Origin of the sequence: Hyphomonas oceanitis SCH89, from assembly GCF_000685295.1 — a bacterium.
Lineage (GTDB): Bacteria > Pseudomonadota > Alphaproteobacteria > Caulobacterales > Hyphomonadaceae > Hyphomonas > Hyphomonas oceanitis.
This window is the reverse complement of record NZ_ARYL01000031.1, coordinates 1-16,083: the sequence shown is the minus strand read 5'-3', so window position 1 is coordinate 16,083 and position 16,083 is coordinate 1. Positions and strand designations below refer to the sequence as shown.

The window sequence follows — 16,083 nt, the reverse complement described above, 5'->3', positions numbered from 1 at the left end:
TATATCCTTATTTATAATAATCTGTAAACAGGCCGCTACCTGTTTTGTGGCGCTCAATTACATGTCGGGCGGCTCTTCCGCTGATGAACGTCGGGAACAGGCGTGTTTTCAGGCCGCCCGTCTTCAGTAATACGCCGACGCTCCTCGATCCATTCGAGCACGTCCTTGAGCGGCCAGACGACGCATTTGGGTGTTAGGTAGAAGCGCTTTGGAAATTTCCCCCGACGTTCAAGTTCGTAGATCGTCGTGTCAGACAGGGGAACGAGTTTGCGCAATTCGGGGCGCCGCACGGTCCTGTTGTTGGCGATGAGCTGGCGAAAGGTGTCGTCACGGGACGATTTCGCGTTGGACCCGGGCCCCGGACCAAAGGAATAGACATCCTTTGCGAGGTCCTTGAGCGACTCCAGTCCGCCTGTCCGCAATTCATATCCCATGACGACACGTCTCCGGTTCAGTTCAGCTTCTGCCGGTTCCAGACCAGCACGCCGCTCCCATCCTCTTCCTTCTCGAAGAAGGCAGCCCGGATTGGCTTGTCGAACCCCGGATCATCCAGCTTCACGGCGAGGTAGGGGGTTTCGCCATCCTTGCTCTCTTCCTGCCAGGCCGCACCTAGCTCGGCGCCGCCTGCGAAGATGCGGTAAGCCGGCCCGCCTTCTGCCGGTTCGGCAACCGGCACCATCTGCGCTTTCACATTGATCGTCATGGTCCGGATCGTCCCGGTCCATTTGCCGTCCTTCTGGCTGAAGGTACCAATTGTTGCCATCTCTAGTCTCCTTTGCTGGCTCTGGCATGAAGGGCCTTGCGGGCCCGCTTGAACCCGGCATCCGATGCGAGGAAGGTTTCCAGCATGACAGGAACCAGGGTTTCGGGTTTCTCTTCGGCGCCATAGGTCTTGGCATAGATCGCCGCATAGTCGGCAAGCGCGGACGCGAGATCGGGTTCAACAGAGAGGGTCAGTTTGACCGGCGTGCGATCCGGCAGTTGGGCAATGCGAAGGCTCATCAGCGGCCTCCCTGAGAATAAGGCCGCAGGACAAGATCACGCGTCACGATGACCCTCACCGGCCAGCCGGGCCGGATACGAAGGGTCGGCTGGATGCCGAGGTTGCGATCAACGACGCGCTCCCCGGCCTCAGACACGCTGTCGCCGAACCCGCGCCGTATGGCACGTTCGATATCATCCTCGTCTGATCCTAGTTCCGCGCCGATGCCGAGAACGGTCGCAAGACCAGCGGCGACAAATACCCGGTCCCAGTGATGGTCTGTGCGGTCAGAAAGGCCCGCAAAACCCTGCTTGTCTGCGGCAGGTTCAGATATCTGCACAGAACTGCCATCCGGGAAGATCATTCGGTCCCAGATCAATAGTGCGCGCTGCTGGCCGAATGAGATTTCGGACTGGTAGCGCCCGATCAGCCGGGTACCCTGCGGAATGAGAAGATAAGCTCCGGTGACGGTGTCATAGACCGGCTGGGTGACCTGCCCGATGACCGAACCTGGCAGATCCGAGTTGAGGCCTGTCACAAGCGAAGCCGGGATAAGCGTGCCCGCCATGACCTGGTAGGGCGAGACCGGTGTCTCGAGATCATGCGGGTTGTAAATCGCCCCATCGCGTGCCTCGTCCGCGAAGGCGATCTTGCGGGCTTGCAAGTTGTCATCCTTACCTGGACCTGTCGGCAAGGCACCGGCGCTTTGGCTAGCGAGCGCCAGCAGCTCAGAGCCGAACGAGGCCGGAACTCCGGCAGACGGCAGGGATGCCGGCCCGATGCTCGGCCCAGCGCCAATGTCAAAGAATACGGAGGATTTGCCCGCTGCGTCAGCAAGCTTAGCCGCGACAAGACGTTCGGCCCGAAGGGCTTCATCTTCAGGCGAGGGCCTGAAATCATCCGAGGCTGCGACATCCCACTCCGGATCGAGCCCCCATTCGCGTTCCTCTGAAACCACTGTCCCGCCGAGGTCGCCGGCCATGGGTGCGCCAAGCTTTGGCGTTCCGGGCGACGGCGTCCAGGTCGCATAGGACGAGGGAAGTTCTGCCAGCCCATCCGGCGCGCGCTTCGTGGCCGTGTTGTAAAGTTCCTGGCGATCCGCGGGATCGACGGCCTTGGGCGGATCGAGCGCAATCGAGGCGGCAGCAAAGAGACCCAGCACACCGAGCCCGGCGCCGACCATCAGGACTTTCCGGTTGATCCGTGTGACGGGTCGCGGCCGCGCGCGCAGTTTCAGGGCATCGGCCTGCTGCGGGAAAGGGGCTGGCTCGCTCATCCCTTGCTCCCGAACAGGCTCGCGAGACCAGACCTCGGTTCGCGTTTGCGGATCCGCACCACGGTCTGGGATTTCTCACCAAGGCGAAGCTCAGCGGCCCGGAAGAGATGGTCGACAATGTAGTAATTGCCCTTGAGGCGATAATTGACGAGTTCGGCCTCGCCAGAAGCGCCAAGGACAAAGAGGGGCGGGGCCTCCATGGTCGACAACCCTTCCGGCATCTGGATGAAAACCTGCCGCCCATCATCGAACACGCGGACGGGTCGCCAGTCTGGACGGTCACCATCGATCAGGTAATCAAAGTCCAGCCGGTCGAGTGCAACACCCGGCATGATTGATGTCTCTTCCCGCGCGAGCGCTGCGCTGTTGCGAGAGATGAGTTGCGAGAGCTCGTCGGCTGGATAGCGCCAGGACAACGCCGCCATATAGGTGCCGTCACCGCTCTCCAGTTCCAGATGATAGGTCCGCCGGTCCGTCGCAATCATGAGATTGGTCGAGAGGCCGGCGCCGATCGGTTTGACCAGAACATGTGCGCGTGCTGTTCCGCCTGAACCGGAGGATGTATCTCCCACAATCCAGCGCACCGTATCGCCAGCCGAGACAGAGACCAGCGTCTCGCCGGGCTGCAGCGCAATGTCGGAGACCTGTCCCGGCGCGGCATACAATCTGTACAGCGCCCCTTCTGTATAGGGATAAACCTGAATGGCATTTACATAGCCGTCCACGGACGGTTCGATCCGGGCTTCTGATGTGCCCTTGCGGATCGTCTCGGAGGGCGAGGTATAGACACGGGTTACCGTGCGCTTGACCCCGTCGACCGGTTTCATCTGGCCGGGAAGCGGCAAAGGTGTTGGTGTTTCGACGATCTCGACAGGACGGGGCTCTGCGTCCTCGACCTGCGCGGCGGCGACAAACAGTTCCGGCTCGATCGGCGCGGCCTCCGGAAGGCTGGCGCAGGCGGTGGCAAGGGCCAGTGCGGATACCAGTGTGAGAGTGCGGATCATGGGTTGTCTCCTGTGACAAGGTCTTCGCCCCAATTGAGGCTGTGGATGTAGAGGCCGAGCGGGTTGGCGCGGAGCGTCGGCGCATCGCGCGGCGGGGAGTGGATCAGGGTGAAGAGGCCGGTGAACCGTTTGACGCCGGTCAGCGCGCCATTCTCGTAGGTCTTCTCAAGCCAGCGCGCCTGGAAGGACTCGTCCGAGACGCGGACGACACTTACGACATCGACACTGCGCGAGCGACGTCCGATCTCGGCGAAGGGGTCATTGTCGCGGGCATAATCGCTGAGCGTGATGGCGGCCTTGTCGGTCACATAGTCATAGGCCGCCAACCAGTTCTGCCGGACAATGACCGGATCGATGGAAAGACTGCGGACATCGGAGATGAAGTTGGCGAGGTGATGGGCGACCTGTGCATCGGTCGGGTCGTAATTGGCGAGGGCGGGGCCAACCGCTTTAACCGCGCCGGTATCGTCCACTTCCACGACATACGGCGTCACCGTCGATTGCAGGCTGCGCCAGACCAGCGCGGCAGACGAGGCGGCCAGAAGTCCGAGCAGACCGAGCGCCATGAGCCGCCAGTTCTTCGCCTGGACCCGGGCTGAGCCTATCCGGTCATCCCAGACCTGGCCGGCCTTCTGGTAGGGCGTTTCGGGATGCGGGCTTTGCCCGTAATGGGTAGAAGTTCGCCTGAACATGGGATCAGTCCTCGTCTCTCTGGAGTTTCGGGTTGTCGCCTGCCATGCCGCGGTCGCCGTCTTTCAGGGCGTGCACCGTGATGGCCCCGGCATGCTGCAGGCGTTGTTCTGTTCGCAGGCGCCGCGCCCAGGCCGGACTGGAACCGGACGCGCCGGACTCACTGGAAGACGCGCCTGTGGTGCCGCCCGTCGCGGCGAAAGCCGCTTCACTGCCACGGCGATAGGCATTGCCAACAGATCTGAAGGGCCGGCCCGCCATACGGCGGACGGCGTCACCTCCGGCCTGGGCCATGCCGGCCACGCCTGCGGCCCGCCCGCGCCAGCCATCCGCGCCCGAACCGAGCCGTCCAAGGTCATAGGAGGTGCGGGCCGCGCCCGACATGGAAGCCCCGGCCTTGACCGCTGCCGAGGCCCCGCCGATAGCGGCACGCCCGGCTGCAACTGTGCCTGTGCCCGCGAGGATCGCGCCTGCGCCAACTGCCGCCGTCGTGCCGACGACCGAACCGGCGCCAAGCTGCGGCGCCCCGGTGACAAGGCCCGACGCAATCCCCGGCGCGAACACACCCATCCAGAGAAAGACGATGGCGGCAAGCACGGTGCCCATCACTTGCGCCAGAGTCGTATCGCCCGGCCCGGTGAAAGCATCGGTGATCGAAGCAAAGAGCGTTGAGCCGATCCCGATGACGACAGCGAGCACCATCAGCTTGATGCCGGAGGTGACGACATTGCCGAGCACGCGTTCAGCGAGGAAGCTGGTCTTGTTCCAGAGCGCGAACGGGATCAGTACGAACCCGGCCAGCGTCGTCAGCTTGAATTCCAGGATCGCCACGAAGAGCTGAACCGCGAGCACGAAGAAGGCGACGAGGATGATCGCCCAGGCCAGGAACATGACAGCGATCAGGATAAAATTGTGAAAGAAGCTGATTGGACCAAGCATGTCGCCGATTTGGGCCAGCAAGGGTTCTGCCGCCTCGAACCCAACCCCGGCAATATAGCCCGGTCGCATAAGGTCGCCTGCCGTCAGCGTGCTGGAGCCCGCCTTCACACCGAGGCTCGCGAAGCTCTCGAACACGATATTGGCGAGCAGGGTGAAATTGCCGATGATGAAGGCGAAGAAGCCGACATAGAGCACCTTCTTCAGAAGCCCCGACATGACATCGGCATTTTGCGAGAGGGCCCAGAAGAGACCGGCCAGCGTGATGTCGATGACAATCAGCGTGGTGGTCAGGTAAGCGACATCGCCCGCGAGCAGGCCGAAGCCTGAATCGATATAGGCAATGAAGGTTTCGAGAAACCGGTCGATGACGCCCATCTCTTCCATGGCGGGTCAGTCTCCGAGAAAGGATTTAAGGCGGGCCCGGCCGCGTTCGGCCTCTTCAAGCTCGCGCGCGCGGTCGAAGGCAATAGCCCGGTAGTGGGCAGCCATCAGGGCCTCCATCTGGATCAGCTGCTCGGCAGAGAGCGCGCCGATCTGGTTGCCGGCCTGCAGGGCCTGGAGGTTGCCGATCGCAGTCTGGCTCTCATCTACCAAGCCGGTCAGCGCCTCGGAATCCTCGGCATTGTTGCGCACCGTTTCGGCGACCATGAGCAGGGTGTGCTTGTGGGCGCTGCGGGACTGGCGCCATCGGGCACGGGCATCTTCGACGAGCACGCCTGAGTCAGGCGGCGTATCGCCATAGGTTTCGGGATAGAGGTCCTCATATTCATCCTCGACCTCTTCCACGCCGTACCCGATGCCTTCAGCATCGCGCATCAGCTCGCTGATCCGCCGGATCCGGTCGGCAATGATGGCGCGGGCGACGTCTACGGGCAGGGTTTCCAGGTCTCGCGCCATCTTCTCGATCATGTCGATCTCATGCGTCAGCTGGCGGATCTGGTTGTCGACTTCCTGCAGCGCGCGCACGGCCTGGAGGATGTTCTGGGCATGATTGGCGGGATCATAGACGGTAAGCTGCGCAGCGGCCGGCGGGGTTAGAAACACCGGTATGGGCGCCGCGCAGACAAATACGGAGACGGCAATACTCAGGAAGGGTCGTTTCATGGTCTGGGTTCCTGTTCAGCAGCGATTTTTGCAGGGTCAGCGCCGGGCAGGCCCGGCCAGCCCGCGATAAGGTCAGCTGCCCAGCCGAGGTCCCTCAGCTCCAGCCAGCGACGGGCAAAGCCCGCTTCGCCCGCCTCTTCGAGACAGGCGGTCATCTGCTTTTGGTCGGCAGGCGCGGCAGCGCCGCACAAGGCGAGCGCAACCTCGCCCATGCCAAGCTCGAACAGGCGGCAGCCCAGGGGCGAGGTATAGTAATAGTCCCGCTTCGGAATGGCTTTTGCGAGGATGTCGATCTGCCGGTCATTCAGCCCGAACCGGCGATAGACAGATTGAGATGCCGGCTCGAGCGCCCGCTCGTTCGGCAGGAAAATCCGTGTCGGGCAGGATTCGATCAGGGCCGGGGCGATGGACGCCCCTTCAATATCGGCGAGCGACTGGGTTGCGAATACAACGGCAACGTTCTTCTTGCGCAGGGTCTTCAGCCAGTCGCGCAGGCGCGCAGCAAAGACCGGATGGTCGAGGAACAGCCAGGCCTCATCGAGGATAAGCAGTGCCGGGCGGCCATCGAACCGGTCTTCGAGCCGGTGAAAGAGATAGGTGATAACAGGCGCGACCGCTGACGGTGTCTGCATCAGCTCTTCCATCTCGAAACACGCGACCGATGTGAGATCCAGCGCTTCATGGTCGCTATCGAGCAAATGCCCGTAGGCCCCTTCCAGCGTGTAGGGCTGCAGCGCGGCCTTCAGCGTATCCGATTGCAGGATGAGGCTGAGGCCCGTTAGCGTGCGCTCGGTCACAGGCGCCGAGGCGAGGGACTGCACCCCATCCCAGAGGGCAGACTTCAAATCTGGCGTAACCGTCACACCCTCCGCCGCGATGAGACCGAGCAGCCAGTCGGCCGCAAAGCTCGCACCGCGCTCAGTGTCGATGTCCCTGAGCGGCTGAAGCGCGGGCCGCTCATCCCCGGCGAGCGGCAACCAGGTCCCGTCCATAGCGAGCGTCACCGCGCGGGCGGAGCCACCCTTGTCGAAAACGAAAACCTGTGCGTCCTCATAACGCTGCCATTGCGCCGCGAGGAGCGAGAGCAATACCGATTTGCCGGACCCGGTCGGCCCGACAATCAGCGTGTGGCCGACATCGCCGACATGCAGGTTCAGCCGGAACGGCGTCGTGCCTTCGGTCTGCGCTTCGATCAGCGCGCGATCGGACAGATGGTCATTCCAGCTATCACCTGCCCAGACCGAGGAGATCGGCACAAGATGGGCAAGGTTCAGCGTATGCAATATGGGCTGGCGGACATTGGCATAGACATGGCCGGGCAGGGAACCGAGCCAGGCTTCGACCGCGTTCAGCGTTTCGCGAATGGCCGTGAACCCGCGCCCGTTGATAATGCGCTCGACGGCGCGGGTGCGCGCTTCGACTTCGTCACGCGTCTCGCCCATCAGGGTGAGGGTCGTCGTGACATAGCCATAGGAGACGAGATCCGAGCCTAACTCCTGCAAGGCCGCATCGGCATCGGCCGCCTTGTTGTCGGCGTCATTATCGAGAAGCGCCGCCTGCTCGTTGAACAGGGTCTCGCGCAGCACGGCGCCGACGGATTTGCGCTTGGCAAACCAGTGGCGGCGCTTCTTGGCCAGGAGCTTCTCGGCCTCGGCCTTGTCCATGGCGATGAACCGCGTCGCCCAGCGATAGGAGAAACCGAGACGATTAAGCTCATCGAGCATGCCCGGTAGCGTCGTTGCCGGAAAGCCGAGCAGGGTCAGCGTCGCGAGATGAACATTGCCAATACGCGGCTCGAGCCCGCCATCGAAAGATTCGTCGGCAAGCACGGCGTCCAGAAAGACCGGCAGGTCCGGCACAGCGACCGGGTGGCGCTTGGAAGAGACGCAGGCATGCAAATAGGTCAGCGTCTCCTCATCACTGAGGGGATGGATCTCATCCAAAGCTGTCGACAAGAGGTCCAGTGTCTGCGCCGCCCGCGTCTGGAAATGTTCGAGCCGCTGGCGCCAGTCGTGGCCGTCACGCTTCTCCGGGCGCTCGATCAGCGCCTTCTCAGCGCGCCCCGTCGCGTCGGCGGGCGGCAGCCAGAGCAGGGTGAGGTAGTAGGTGCTTTCGAACCTCGCTCCCGTTTCTTCAGCTGATGCGCGCCGTTCCTGTTCGATCAGCCAGGCGGTCGCATTCCCGAACGCGCTCTCTGGCGATAACTGAGCCTCCTGCCGGACCGCTTCGAAGAAAAGCGCCCAGCCGGTCCCGAAGCGGCGCAGCACATTATTGACCCGCGCCGTCACGGCCACGAGTTCGGCTTCCGTCGAGCTTTCAAGGTCGGGGCCGCGATAGCGGAAGCCTGTCTGGAAGGCGCCGTCCTTGTTGAGGACGACGCCCGGCGCGACGAGGCACGCCCAGGGGAGGTAGTCAGCAAGGCGCGTGGGGTGGCCTGCATATTCAGAAAGATTCAGCATGCGAGATGCTCCTTATGACGGGCCGAGCGGATCGCCACGGTCAGGAAATCGGGGTCGGAGCGGGCCATGAGGACCGCGAGCGAGTGTCCCGCCACCCAGACAATGAGGCCCGGGATCCAGAGCCGAAGCCCGAGGGCCAACGCCGCTGACAGTGTCCCGATGGCGATGGCGGCCGAGCGCGGCGCGCCCGCCATCAGGATGGGCTCGGCAAGCGAGCGGTGGAGGGGGATCTCGTAGCCGTCGAGCATCAGAGCACCGCGCCGCCGCCGAACGAGAAGAAGGTCAGGAAGAAGCTGGTCGCCGCAAAAGCGATCGAAAGGCCGAACACGATCTGGATCAGCTTGCGGAACCCGCCGGATGTTTCCCCGAACGCCAGCGTCAGCCCCGTCAGTGTAATGATGATCACCGATACGATGCGGGCCACCGGGCCTTCGATCGATTGCAGGATCTGGTCGAGCGGACCTTCCCAGGGCATGCCGGTGCCCGCGGCATGTGCCGGAAGGGCGAGCAGGCCAACCGATGCGATTAAGGCTGCGGCCTGAACGCTGCGATTGAGCGCCTTGATCTGATGATAGTGCATAAAGTCTCTCCTCAATTGACGATGCTGATGAAGGGGGCGGCGAGCGGCTCGGTGCGGTAGCCCGTGCCGTCAAAGCCTGTGATACGAAGCGCCTGTTCGACCCGTCTTGACCCACTGGCGCGGGACATGAACACGATTACGTCAACCGCCTCGCCGATCAGGGCGTAGGGCAGGGCGCTGGTTGCTTCTTCGACTAGCTGTTCAAGCCGGGTGAGCCCGCCTAGCGCAGAGTTCGCATGAAGCGTGGTGATCCCGCCCGGGTGGCCGGTATTCCAGGCCTTGAGGAGATCGAGTGCTTCGCCGCCGCGAACCTCGCCGACAATGATCCGGTCGGGCCTCAGCCGCATGGTCGAGCGGACAAGGTCGCGCAAGGTGATGCCGGAGCGATGCGTGCGAAGCTGTGTGACATCATCGGCTGTGCAACGAAGTTCGCGGGTGTCTTCCAAGATGACAATCCGGTCGTCAGCCAGCGCCGGCTCAGACAGGAGCGCATTGGTGAAGGTCGTCTTGCCCGACGAGGTTCCGCCCGCGACAACAATGTTTAGCCGGTCTTCTAGCGCCTGTCGCAGTCCGGCGCAGAGAGCAGGCGTCAGCGCGCCCGTCTCGACATAGGTATCGAGCGCAATCGGACGTCCCGCCGGTTTGCGGATCGCAAAGCAGGGCGCTTCGGCAACGGGAGGCAGTATTCCTTCGAACCGTTCGCCTGAGCCCGGCAATTCGGCTGACACAATCGGCGAGTCCCGGTCGCAGGCTTCGCCAACAGCTGACGCGACCAGTCGGATGATCCGTTCGCGTTCCGCACGGCCGAGAGTCTCGGCCGCGCGCCGCAATCCAAAGCCAGCCTTCTCGACCCAGACTGAACCATCAGGATTGGCGAGGATCTCGATTGTATCAGGTGCGGCCAGCGCTGCCCCAACCGGCCCGTCAAAGGCCGTCCGCAGCATGGCGGAGCGCCGCGTGTCTGTTTCGGAAGATTGGGCCAGGGACGTCATGGCGCGGGGTGTCCTCATCAGTGATGAGGCAACGTCACACCCCTATGATCAGACCCCCAGATGGGACGGGAGGAGGCCGGGGGTACGAAAGGGACCTGCCGGGAGAGGCAGGGGTAAATTCACAACAAATCGGAGCGCCGCGATTGATTTTGCTCCCACCTCACGAAAGAACAACGCACGAACTACAGGGGGAAAGCTATGGGTCGCTACAAGTCAGTCCTGATGGCCAAAAAGGATGCACGCGAATTTCCATACCGTGTCGCGCTGCCTATTCCGCCCACGGGGCACGGCAAGCGTCTCGACATCATTGCCGCCTGGATCAATACAAATATCGGTCCCGACTGGCGCATGCACAGCCATCTTGAGAGAGGCGAGCACATGGCGCTCTACATGTTCAGGACAGAACAGTTGGCGTCGCACTACCGACAGGCGCTGTCGAGCGGAGAGCTAGATGTGGGCACCTGACACTCAGTTCCAGATATGCGGATTGGCCCGCTCCACGACCCGCTTGGTCAGGGCTTCAAGTTCAGATTTCGCTCGTGCCGCATCGGCAGGGGTCTCGAAGGGGTTTTTGCCAGGTCGTTGGCGAAGCCACTCGAATATGAACTCGATCAACAGGTCGGTCTGGAAGGCCGCGCTCGTTTCCAGCTTCTCCATCTGGTCCTCGACCCGTTCAAGCCTCTGCACAATAGCAGCATCAGGCCTCTTTTCCGGCGGCGTAAACATAAGGGTCAGCGCCTCATCGACAAGCGCGCCCATATTCACGCCATGGTCTCCGGAAACGCGCCGCAGCTTGCGCAGATTGGTTTCGGAGACGCGGACGTGCAGGCGTGGATTGTTGCTCATGGTTCAGAGCTCCCGGCCGCCATTTTCATGGAACTGGAGATAATAGCGCGCGATCTGGTCCTGAATATTGCTGCGCTCGACCGGCGCCTGCTCGGCCGTATCCATTTCGCGCTCAACTTCCTCGTCATCTGAGATGTCCGGGTCAACGGTTCGGGCCAGCCCCCCAGTGTCGCCGCCCGCAGGTGCCGGCCCCGATGCATGATAGCCGGAACAGGCTGGCGCATCACTGCCTGGCGCCGGTCTTTCCAACCCGCCTGCGCGTTCGGTGAAATTGCGATCCTCGAAATAGCGAAGCTTTTTCGCCTTGATCGGCGGATGGCTGGCCAGGAAGATCAGCGCTTCATCTGCGGGCATCTGCATAACCTCGCCCGGCGTCATGAGCTGGCGCTGTGTTTCCTGTTGGGAAACCATCACATGACTGAGCCAGGGAGCGAGCCTGTGGCCGGTATAGTTCTTCTGGCTACGCTGCTCGGTGGTCGTGCCAAGCATGTCCGAAATCCGTTTGGCTGTACGCTCGTCATTGGTCGCAAAGGCGACCCGAACATGACAATTGTCGAGGATGGAATTATTCTGGCCATAAGCCTTCTCGACCTGGTTTAGAGACTGGGCGATCAGGAAGGCCCGCACGCCATACCCCGCCATGAACGCCAGCGATGTCTCGAAGAAATCAAGCCGGCCAAGCGCGGGAAACTCATCCAGCATCAACAGGGTCTGCCGGGTCTCTTGTCCGTTAGGCAGCTTTTCGCACAGGCGACGCGCTATCTGGTTGAGGATTAGCCGGATCAGCGGCTTGGTCCGTGAAAGGTCAGAGGGCGGGACAACCAGATACAGGGATGCAGCAAGTTCCCCTCGCACCAAGTCCTCAATCTGCCAATCCGACCCGGACGTCGCGCGTTGCACCACTGGATCCCGGTATAGACCCAGAAAGGAAATCGCCGTCGACACGACGGATGATTTCTCGTTCTCCGCCTTGTTCAAGAGCTCCCGCGCCGCCTCAGCGACCACGGGATGGGTCAAGGGTCGGTCTCGCGATCCTAGATGGTTCGCCTCCAGCATCCGCTCCAGCGTCTCATCAATCGGCCGCGCAGGGTCTGACAGCAGGGTCGCCACGCCTGCGAGCGACTTGTCATCCTCGCAATAGAGAACATGAAGGATCGCACCAACGAGCAGTGAATGCGCTGTCTTGTCCCAATGATTGCGCCGTTCGAGCGAACCTTCCGGATCGACAAGGATATCGGCCACATTCTGTGCATCGCGCACTTCATGGGCGCCAAGCCGTACTTCTAGCAGCGGATTGAACCGCGAACTCGCAAGATCAGTCGGATCAAACCGGATGCAGCGTGAAAAGCCAGACCGCCACTTGGAAGTGAGTGACCAGTTCTCACCCTTGATGTCATGAATGATCGCATTGCCTGTCCAGGACAGCAGGGTAGGGACCACCAGCCCCACACCCTTGCCGGACCGCGTTGGCGCAAAAGCCATAACATGCTCTGCACCCGCATGCCGAAGATAACGTCTTCTGAACCGTCCCAACACAACGCCGGTTACGCCAAACAGGCCAGCTTTCCGAACATCGAGCGACGAGGACCACCTTGCCGACCCGTATGTCGTCGCATTTTTCTCACGCCGTGCGCGCCACAAGGATGCAATGATCGCCATCACGATCCCGGCAATCCCACCAAGAGAAGCAATCACACCGGCCCGCGCAAACACGTTCGGCGCATAGGCATCATAGGCATACCACCACTGGAACAGACGCCAGGGCTTGTAGACAGGCTGTCCAGCCACTTCAAACCACGGATCCCCCAAGCGCGGTTGATAGTCCAACACCCCTGCCACCCACTGCGTCGCCACCCACACCGAGCAGGTGATCAGGAACAGCGTCAGCAGGAATTGTCCGAGGAGGATTTTAGTAGGTGTCAATGGTCCAATCCTGAAATGAGAAAGGCACAATTCTAGGCCAAGCAGTCGATGGCGGAAATCGTCGCTGAGGGAGATCCCGGGCTATTCTGGGATATCCGATTCCTTGTGACGGCGTTGACATTTCGAACATAACGGCATATTTATTGTTCGAAATTCGAACACATGAGGTTCTCATGGAACTTACGCAGCAGCAGAAGGAAGCCGCTTTCGACGAGAAGGCCGATGAACTCGGCGAGGCCTTGGAGGAATGGTATGAAGAAGAAGCGCAGGCAATTGATGCCAACATAGTCGAAGACGCCCCGTCAGGCACTGGGGGTTCCATTATTTCAAAGACACCAGCGATTGATTCCAAGCGTGTTCTGGACGCAAGCAGCGTGACCAGCGAAATTCTCGATATCGAAATACCACCCGAGATCATCAAGCCCGGAGGGTATGACAGCTGCGACGAGATGCTTGATGACCTGCTACCGAAACTGCGGGACGTCTACTCAGGAAAACGGAAAGTAAAAAAGCGGAAAGTCGAAAAAGAAATGATCGAGGTTTAAATCGGGATGAGCAAGTCACGAACGGAGTGGGAAAGCCTCGGCCAGAGATTAAAGATCGCCCGCGAATACCTCGATCTCAGTCAGGATGAAGCTGCAAGTGCGGTCGGTCTTCCAAGGTCTGCGATATCCTTGATCGAAAATGGCCGCAGAAAGGTGGATGCCGTCGAGCTTGCCCGCTTCTCCGACCTTTATTCCCAATCGATTGAGTCGTTGACCGGTAGGTCCGCGCCGCCGGTATTGCCGGAGAGTGTACATGCGCTGGCGCGCGCGGCCACGGAGCTCTCGGACGAAGATCGCCAGCAGCTTCTGTCATTTGCTATGTTCCTCCAGAACAAGACACCCGGCGAGGCGGAGGATGGTTAGAGGTCGCGCTGCAGAAATCAGACTGGAGGCGATCTCAGCTGCCAAGCGTCTTCATCGTGAGATGAAGATCCGCAATACCGTAACCTCAGGCTCCGGCATGATCGATGTGTTCGGCGCGATCGAGCAGCTTGAGATTCCTCTCGTCTTCAAACCCCTAAAGACAGCGCTCGGCCTTTGCCTGCCAAAACCGCTTAGCGGCATCATGGTTACGACCGAGCGTGGCCTGTACATTCAGCGATTCACCGCGGCCCACGAACTAGGACACGCGGTGCTAGGGCACTCTGGAAGTGTGGATCGAGAATTCAACTACAGAGCAATGCTAGAGCCCGCAAGTGGGCAGGACTTTCAAGAATTGGCAGCGGACGCATTCGCGGCTGAGTTCATGCTACCCCGCTGGCTCTACAAACATCATGTGCAACAACAGGGCTGGACCGTCCAACGCCATTTGCAGAACCCCGATATAGTTTACCAGCTATCATTACGGATGGGCGCGAGCTATGAGGCGACATGCTGGGGACTACTTAGCCACGACATCTTGAATCGGACTGATGTTGAGCTGCTGCTCAAGACGAAGGTCGCCCAGATCAAGCAGAGCACCGGTGAGACTTTTCGGCCAGCAAACTCCTGGGCGAACACGTGGCGGATATCTGCGAAGGATCATGGTGCGACGCTAACTGTTGACCCGGACGATCTCATCAAAATTGACCTCGAAGAAGCGGCGGGCAGTGGCTATCAATGGAACCTGGATAAGCTGAGGGGCGCAGGCTTCGAAGTCATTTCCGACAGGAACCAGATTGCGCGCGATCCTGTTCTATATGGCGGCGGCGTCCGGCGGACGTTGATTACGCGCCCCCCTGAAGCGCCTATGGTGAACATTGACCTGTCAGAGTCTCAGCCCTGGCAAGCCGCTCCTGATAATGACCGTCAACTGCGTGTCTCGCTGATAATGTCAGGAAAGGAGTCCGGAGGCTTGTCGCGCATTGCCCGAATAAATCGGGGAGCGGTGGAGAAGTGATCGTGCATGCGGATTTGCGCCCTTCCTTGAGTAGCGTACTGCAACAGGGCAGACGTGTGTCCTGCCTATCTTGCGCCACGTCTACGGCGCACGGATTGACGGCAGCGGCGTCTGAAGATCTCTCAATCGAATACCTGTTCTATCATTCCGTGCAGCAGATGCCGGCCGCCAATCCCGATGAGGGAACGACGTTCGATTCAACCGCATCAGCTTTATTGTCAGAAGGCCAGCCAGTCGACCATGTTTGGCCTTATGCCGACACGCAGGCCTACGGCGTCGACTGGGCTCCCCCCGTTCATTCCGCACCTGTCTACAAAGCGAACTTTGAGCCTATTCCCCCGGATTTCGACGCTATTGCCTCACAGTTTCTCACTGGTCGAACTGTAGTGATGGGGCTGATAATAACCGACGCCTTCTACCGATGTGATCACTCAGGGATGCTCCCGTCGCTGGCACCTGACACCGAGCGCGGCGGGCATGCCGTTCTGGGCGTTGGTTCCGCAAGCGATGGCACCGACCATTTCATTCTCATACGCAATAGCTGGGGCGCCGGGTGGGGCATGTCGGGACATGCCTGGCTCTCACGAGCCTATATCGAACTACACCTCATCGAAGCCCGTATTGTCGCGCAGGAAAGGATTGGATCATGAAACTGATTGAAGGCCGGACTATTCCGGAAGTCTGGGTAAGAGCCGCCCGCTATCTCCAGGACAGGAAAGGGCATGAAGATTATGACCTCATCCTTCACATAGCAAATCCAGTTGAACTGTCATCGGAAGATTCCGAGGTGATCGATCTTGTCGATGGATTCCTCAATACGCATGGCGGCGGCCGGATCCACACCGTTGCAGAGACAATTTTCCCCATCAGCGACTATGTAAGGAATGGCCGCGACGGTGTGTTTAGGATCTATCCCGAGCGGATGGACCGCATCCATGCTTGCCGTAAAGACAAGAGGTGGGGCTGCTATGCAATGCGAATGCTTCGCCAGACTGACCTTGAGGGAAAAACTTTCAACCCGCTGGAAAAGATCATCAAAAAGATGTCCGCAGCACGGAGATACAAGGCCTGCTACGAACTCGTGCCCGGGCGGCCTTTCTTGGACGAGGTCGCAAACACTGCAGAAGTGGCGACCTACGATCCTGCCACAGACCGCAAACCATACTATGGAAACCTGCCCTGTCTTAGCCTCGCCAGCTTCAAGTACGATAATACCAAAAGCCAGGTGAGGTTGAATGCGACGTACCGTTCTCACTATTACATGCAGCGCACGCTGGGAAATCTGATCGGCCTCGGGCGGCTGTTGTATTTTGTTGCCCGCGAGGCAGGCGCTGATGGCCTGCCCCACAGGGGTGATCCACCAGA

20 protein-coding genes are annotated in these 16,083 nt (G+C 60.6%); 6 read left to right on the top strand and 14 right to left on the bottom strand.

Annotated elements, in window-relative coordinates:
• Nucleotides 1-53 precede the first annotated feature (53 nt).
• From HOC_RS16090 to trbB, 12 genes are read right to left on the bottom strand one after another with little or no spacing between them, the layout of a single operon-like run.
• Entirely contained in the window at nt 54-434 is a 381-nt protein-coding gene (locus HOC_RS16090) for a helix-turn-helix transcriptional regulator (protein ID WP_084146396.1), read from the bottom strand.
• Between the two features lie 17 nt (nt 435-451).
• Nucleotides 452-763 (bottom strand): DUF736 domain-containing protein, encoded by a 312-nt coding sequence (locus HOC_RS16085; protein WP_034789507.1) that lies wholly within the window; start codon nt 761-763, stop codon nt 452-454.
• 2 nt (nt 764-765) lie between these two features.
• Nucleotides 766-1,002 carry a DUF2274 domain-containing protein gene (locus tag HOC_RS16080; protein ID WP_035540504.1) on the bottom strand — a complete coding sequence of 79 codons (237 nt, stop codon included), beginning with the start codon at nt 1,000-1,002 and terminating at the stop codon, nt 766-768.
• Nucleotides 1,002-2,258: a TraB/TrbI/VirB10 family type IV secretion system protein gene (locus HOC_RS16075; RefSeq protein WP_035540503.1), complete on the bottom strand. Its 1,257-nt coding sequence runs from the start codon at nt 2,256-2,258 to the stop codon at nt 1,002-1,004. The genes HOC_RS16080 and HOC_RS16075 overlap by 1 nt, the downstream gene beginning before the upstream one ends.
• On the bottom strand, nt 2,255-3,262 hold the full coding sequence (gene trbG / locus HOC_RS16070; protein ID WP_035540502.1) for a P-type conjugative transfer protein TrbG: 1,008 nt from the start codon (nt 3,260-3,262) through the stop codon (nt 2,255-2,257). The genes HOC_RS16075 and trbG overlap by 4 nt, the downstream gene beginning before the upstream one ends.
• Nucleotides 3,259-3,954: a conjugal transfer protein TrbF gene (trbF, locus tag HOC_RS16065; RefSeq protein ID WP_035540500.1), complete on the bottom strand. Its 696-nt coding sequence runs from the start codon at nt 3,952-3,954 to the stop codon at nt 3,259-3,261. The genes trbG and trbF overlap by 4 nt, the downstream gene beginning before the upstream one ends.
• Before the next feature lie 4 nt (nt 3,955-3,958).
• Nucleotides 3,959-5,275: a P-type conjugative transfer protein TrbL gene (gene trbL, locus HOC_RS16060; protein WP_035540498.1), complete on the bottom strand. Its 1,317-nt coding sequence runs from the start codon at nt 5,273-5,275 to the stop codon at nt 3,959-3,961.
• A 6-nt stretch (nt 5,276-5,281) separates the two neighbouring features.
• Nucleotides 5,282-5,995 carry a P-type conjugative transfer protein TrbJ gene (gene trbJ / locus HOC_RS16055; RefSeq protein ID WP_035540496.1) on the bottom strand — a complete coding sequence of 238 codons (714 nt, stop codon included), beginning with the start codon at nt 5,993-5,995 and terminating at the stop codon, nt 5,282-5,284.
• Nucleotides 5,992-8,454 (bottom strand): conjugal transfer protein TrbE, encoded by a 2,463-nt coding sequence (trbE, locus tag HOC_RS16050; protein ID WP_035540494.1) that lies wholly within the window; start codon nt 8,452-8,454, stop codon nt 5,992-5,994. Before trbE ends, trbJ begins: the two co-directional genes overlap by 4 nt.
• Complete coding sequence (locus HOC_RS16045) at nt 8,448-8,702, bottom strand: VirB3 family type IV secretion system protein (RefSeq protein ID WP_035540493.1); 255 nt, start codon at nt 8,700-8,702, stop codon at nt 8,448-8,450. The genes trbE and HOC_RS16045 overlap by 7 nt, the downstream gene beginning before the upstream one ends.
• Nucleotides 8,702-9,034 (bottom strand): TrbC/VirB2 family type IV secretion system protein, encoded by a 333-nt coding sequence (locus HOC_RS16040; RefSeq protein ID WP_035540492.1) that lies wholly within the window; start codon nt 9,032-9,034, stop codon nt 8,702-8,704. Before HOC_RS16040 ends, HOC_RS16045 begins: the two co-directional genes overlap by 1 nt.
• Nucleotides 9,035-9,045: 11 nt before the next feature.
• Nucleotides 9,046-10,026 (bottom strand): P-type conjugative transfer ATPase TrbB, encoded by a 981-nt coding sequence (trbB, locus tag HOC_RS16035; protein WP_084146395.1) that lies wholly within the window; start codon nt 10,024-10,026, stop codon nt 9,046-9,048.
• A 198-nt stretch (nt 10,027-10,224) separates the two neighbouring features.
• Between trbB and HOC_RS16030 the strand changes: the two genes are divergently transcribed.
• Nucleotides 10,225-10,491: a hypothetical protein gene (locus tag HOC_RS16030; RefSeq protein ID WP_035540491.1), complete on the top strand. Its 267-nt coding sequence runs from the start codon at nt 10,225-10,227 to the stop codon at nt 10,489-10,491.
• A 3-nt stretch (nt 10,492-10,494) separates the two neighbouring features.
• Here the strand turns inward: HOC_RS16030 and HOC_RS16025 are convergent, their stop codons facing one another.
• Both HOC_RS16025 and traG read right to left on the bottom strand, forming a co-directional pair.
• On the bottom strand, nt 10,495-10,872 hold the full coding sequence (locus HOC_RS16025) for a hypothetical protein (protein WP_035540490.1): 378 nt from the start codon (nt 10,870-10,872) through the stop codon (nt 10,495-10,497).
• 3 nt (nt 10,873-10,875) lie between these two features.
• Complete coding sequence (gene traG / locus HOC_RS16020; RefSeq protein ID WP_084146394.1) at nt 10,876-12,795, bottom strand: IncP-type conjugal transfer protein TraG; 1,920 nt, start codon at nt 12,793-12,795, stop codon at nt 10,876-10,878.
• Between the two features lie 173 nt (nt 12,796-12,968).
• On the opposite strand from traG, the gene HOC_RS16015 reads away from it, so the two are divergent.
• The 5 genes from HOC_RS16015 to HOC_RS15995 form a co-directional block, all read left to right on the top strand.
• A complete protein-coding gene (locus HOC_RS16015; protein ID WP_035540489.1) occupies nt 12,969-13,340 on the top strand; it encodes a hypothetical protein in 372 nt (123 codons plus the stop codon).
• A gap of 6 nt (nt 13,341-13,346) precedes the next feature.
• Nucleotides 13,347-13,703 (top strand): helix-turn-helix transcriptional regulator, encoded by a 357-nt coding sequence (locus tag HOC_RS16010; protein ID WP_035540486.1) that lies wholly within the window; start codon nt 13,347-13,349, stop codon nt 13,701-13,703.
• Between the two features lie 97 nt (nt 13,704-13,800).
• The gene (locus HOC_RS16005; RefSeq protein WP_162174882.1) at nt 13,801-14,718 is read left to right on the top strand and encodes an ImmA/IrrE family metallo-endopeptidase; all 918 of its coding nucleotides are present in this window, start codon (nt 13,801-13,803) and stop codon (nt 14,716-14,718) included.
• Nucleotides 14,719-14,813: 95 nt separating this feature from the next.
• Nucleotides 14,814-15,368 carry a C1 family peptidase gene (locus tag HOC_RS16000; RefSeq protein ID WP_035540481.1) on the top strand — a complete coding sequence of 185 codons (555 nt, stop codon included), beginning with the start codon at nt 14,814-14,816 and terminating at the stop codon, nt 15,366-15,368.
• Nucleotides 15,365-16,083 (top strand): thymidylate synthase family protein (locus HOC_RS15995; protein ID WP_035540480.1); only part of this gene is annotated, 719 nt, incomplete at its 3' end. The genes HOC_RS16000 and HOC_RS15995, both read left to right, overlap by 4 nt.

Excerpts from the sequence above, each read along its gene's own strand:
- HOC_RS16085 (WP_034789507.1), bottom strand. The coding sequence starts at position 763 with ATGGCAACAATTGGTACCTTCAGCCAGAAGGACGGCAAATGGACCGGG.
- HOC_RS16045 (WP_035540493.1), bottom strand. The coding sequence starts at position 8,702 with ATGCTCGACGGCTACGAGATCCCCCTCCACCGCTCGCTTGCCGAGCCC.
- trbB (WP_084146395.1), bottom strand. The coding sequence starts at position 10,026 with ATGACGTCCCTGGCCCAATCTTCCGAAACAGACACGCGGCGCTCCGCC.
- HOC_RS16075 (WP_035540503.1), bottom strand. The coding sequence starts at position 2,258 with ATGAGCGAGCCAGCCCCTTTCCCGCAGCAGGCCGATGCCCTGAAACTG.
- trbE (WP_035540494.1), bottom strand. The coding sequence starts at position 8,454 with ATGCTGAATCTTTCTGAATATGCAGGCCACCCCACGCGCCTTGCTGAC.
- HOC_RS16015 (WP_035540489.1), top strand. The coding sequence starts at position 12,969 with ATGGAACTTACGCAGCAGCAGAAGGAAGCCGCTTTCGACGAGAAGGCC.
- HOC_RS16090 (WP_084146396.1), bottom strand. The coding sequence starts at position 434 with ATGGGATATGAATTGCGGACAGGCGGACTGGAGTCGCTCAAGGACCTC.
- HOC_RS16030 (WP_035540491.1), top strand. The coding sequence starts at position 10,225 with ATGGGTCGCTACAAGTCAGTCCTGATGGCCAAAAAGGATGCACGCGAA.
- HOC_RS16080 (WP_035540504.1), bottom strand. The coding sequence starts at position 1,002 with ATGAGCCTTCGCATTGCCCAACTGCCGGATCGCACGCCGGTCAAACTG.
- trbL (WP_035540498.1), bottom strand. The coding sequence starts at position 5,275 with ATGGAAGAGATGGGCGTCATCGACCGGTTTCTCGAAACCTTCATTGCC.
- trbJ (WP_035540496.1), bottom strand. The coding sequence starts at position 5,995 with ATGAAACGACCCTTCCTGAGTATTGCCGTCTCCGTATTTGTCTGCGCG.
- HOC_RS16040 (WP_035540492.1), bottom strand. The coding sequence starts at position 9,034 with ATGCACTATCATCAGATCAAGGCGCTCAATCGCAGCGTTCAGGCCGCA.
- HOC_RS16025 (WP_035540490.1), bottom strand. The coding sequence starts at position 10,872 with ATGAGCAACAATCCACGCCTGCACGTCCGCGTCTCCGAAACCAATCTG.
- HOC_RS16005 (WP_162174882.1), top strand. The coding sequence starts at position 13,801 with ATGATCGATGTGTTCGGCGCGATCGAGCAGCTTGAGATTCCTCTCGTC.
- HOC_RS16010 (WP_035540486.1), top strand. The coding sequence starts at position 13,347 with ATGAGCAAGTCACGAACGGAGTGGGAAAGCCTCGGCCAGAGATTAAAG.
- trbF (WP_035540500.1), bottom strand. The coding sequence starts at position 3,954 with ATGTTCAGGCGAACTTCTACCCATTACGGGCAAAGCCCGCATCCCGAA.
- trbG (WP_035540502.1), bottom strand. The coding sequence starts at position 3,262 with ATGATCCGCACTCTCACACTGGTATCCGCACTGGCCCTTGCCACCGCC.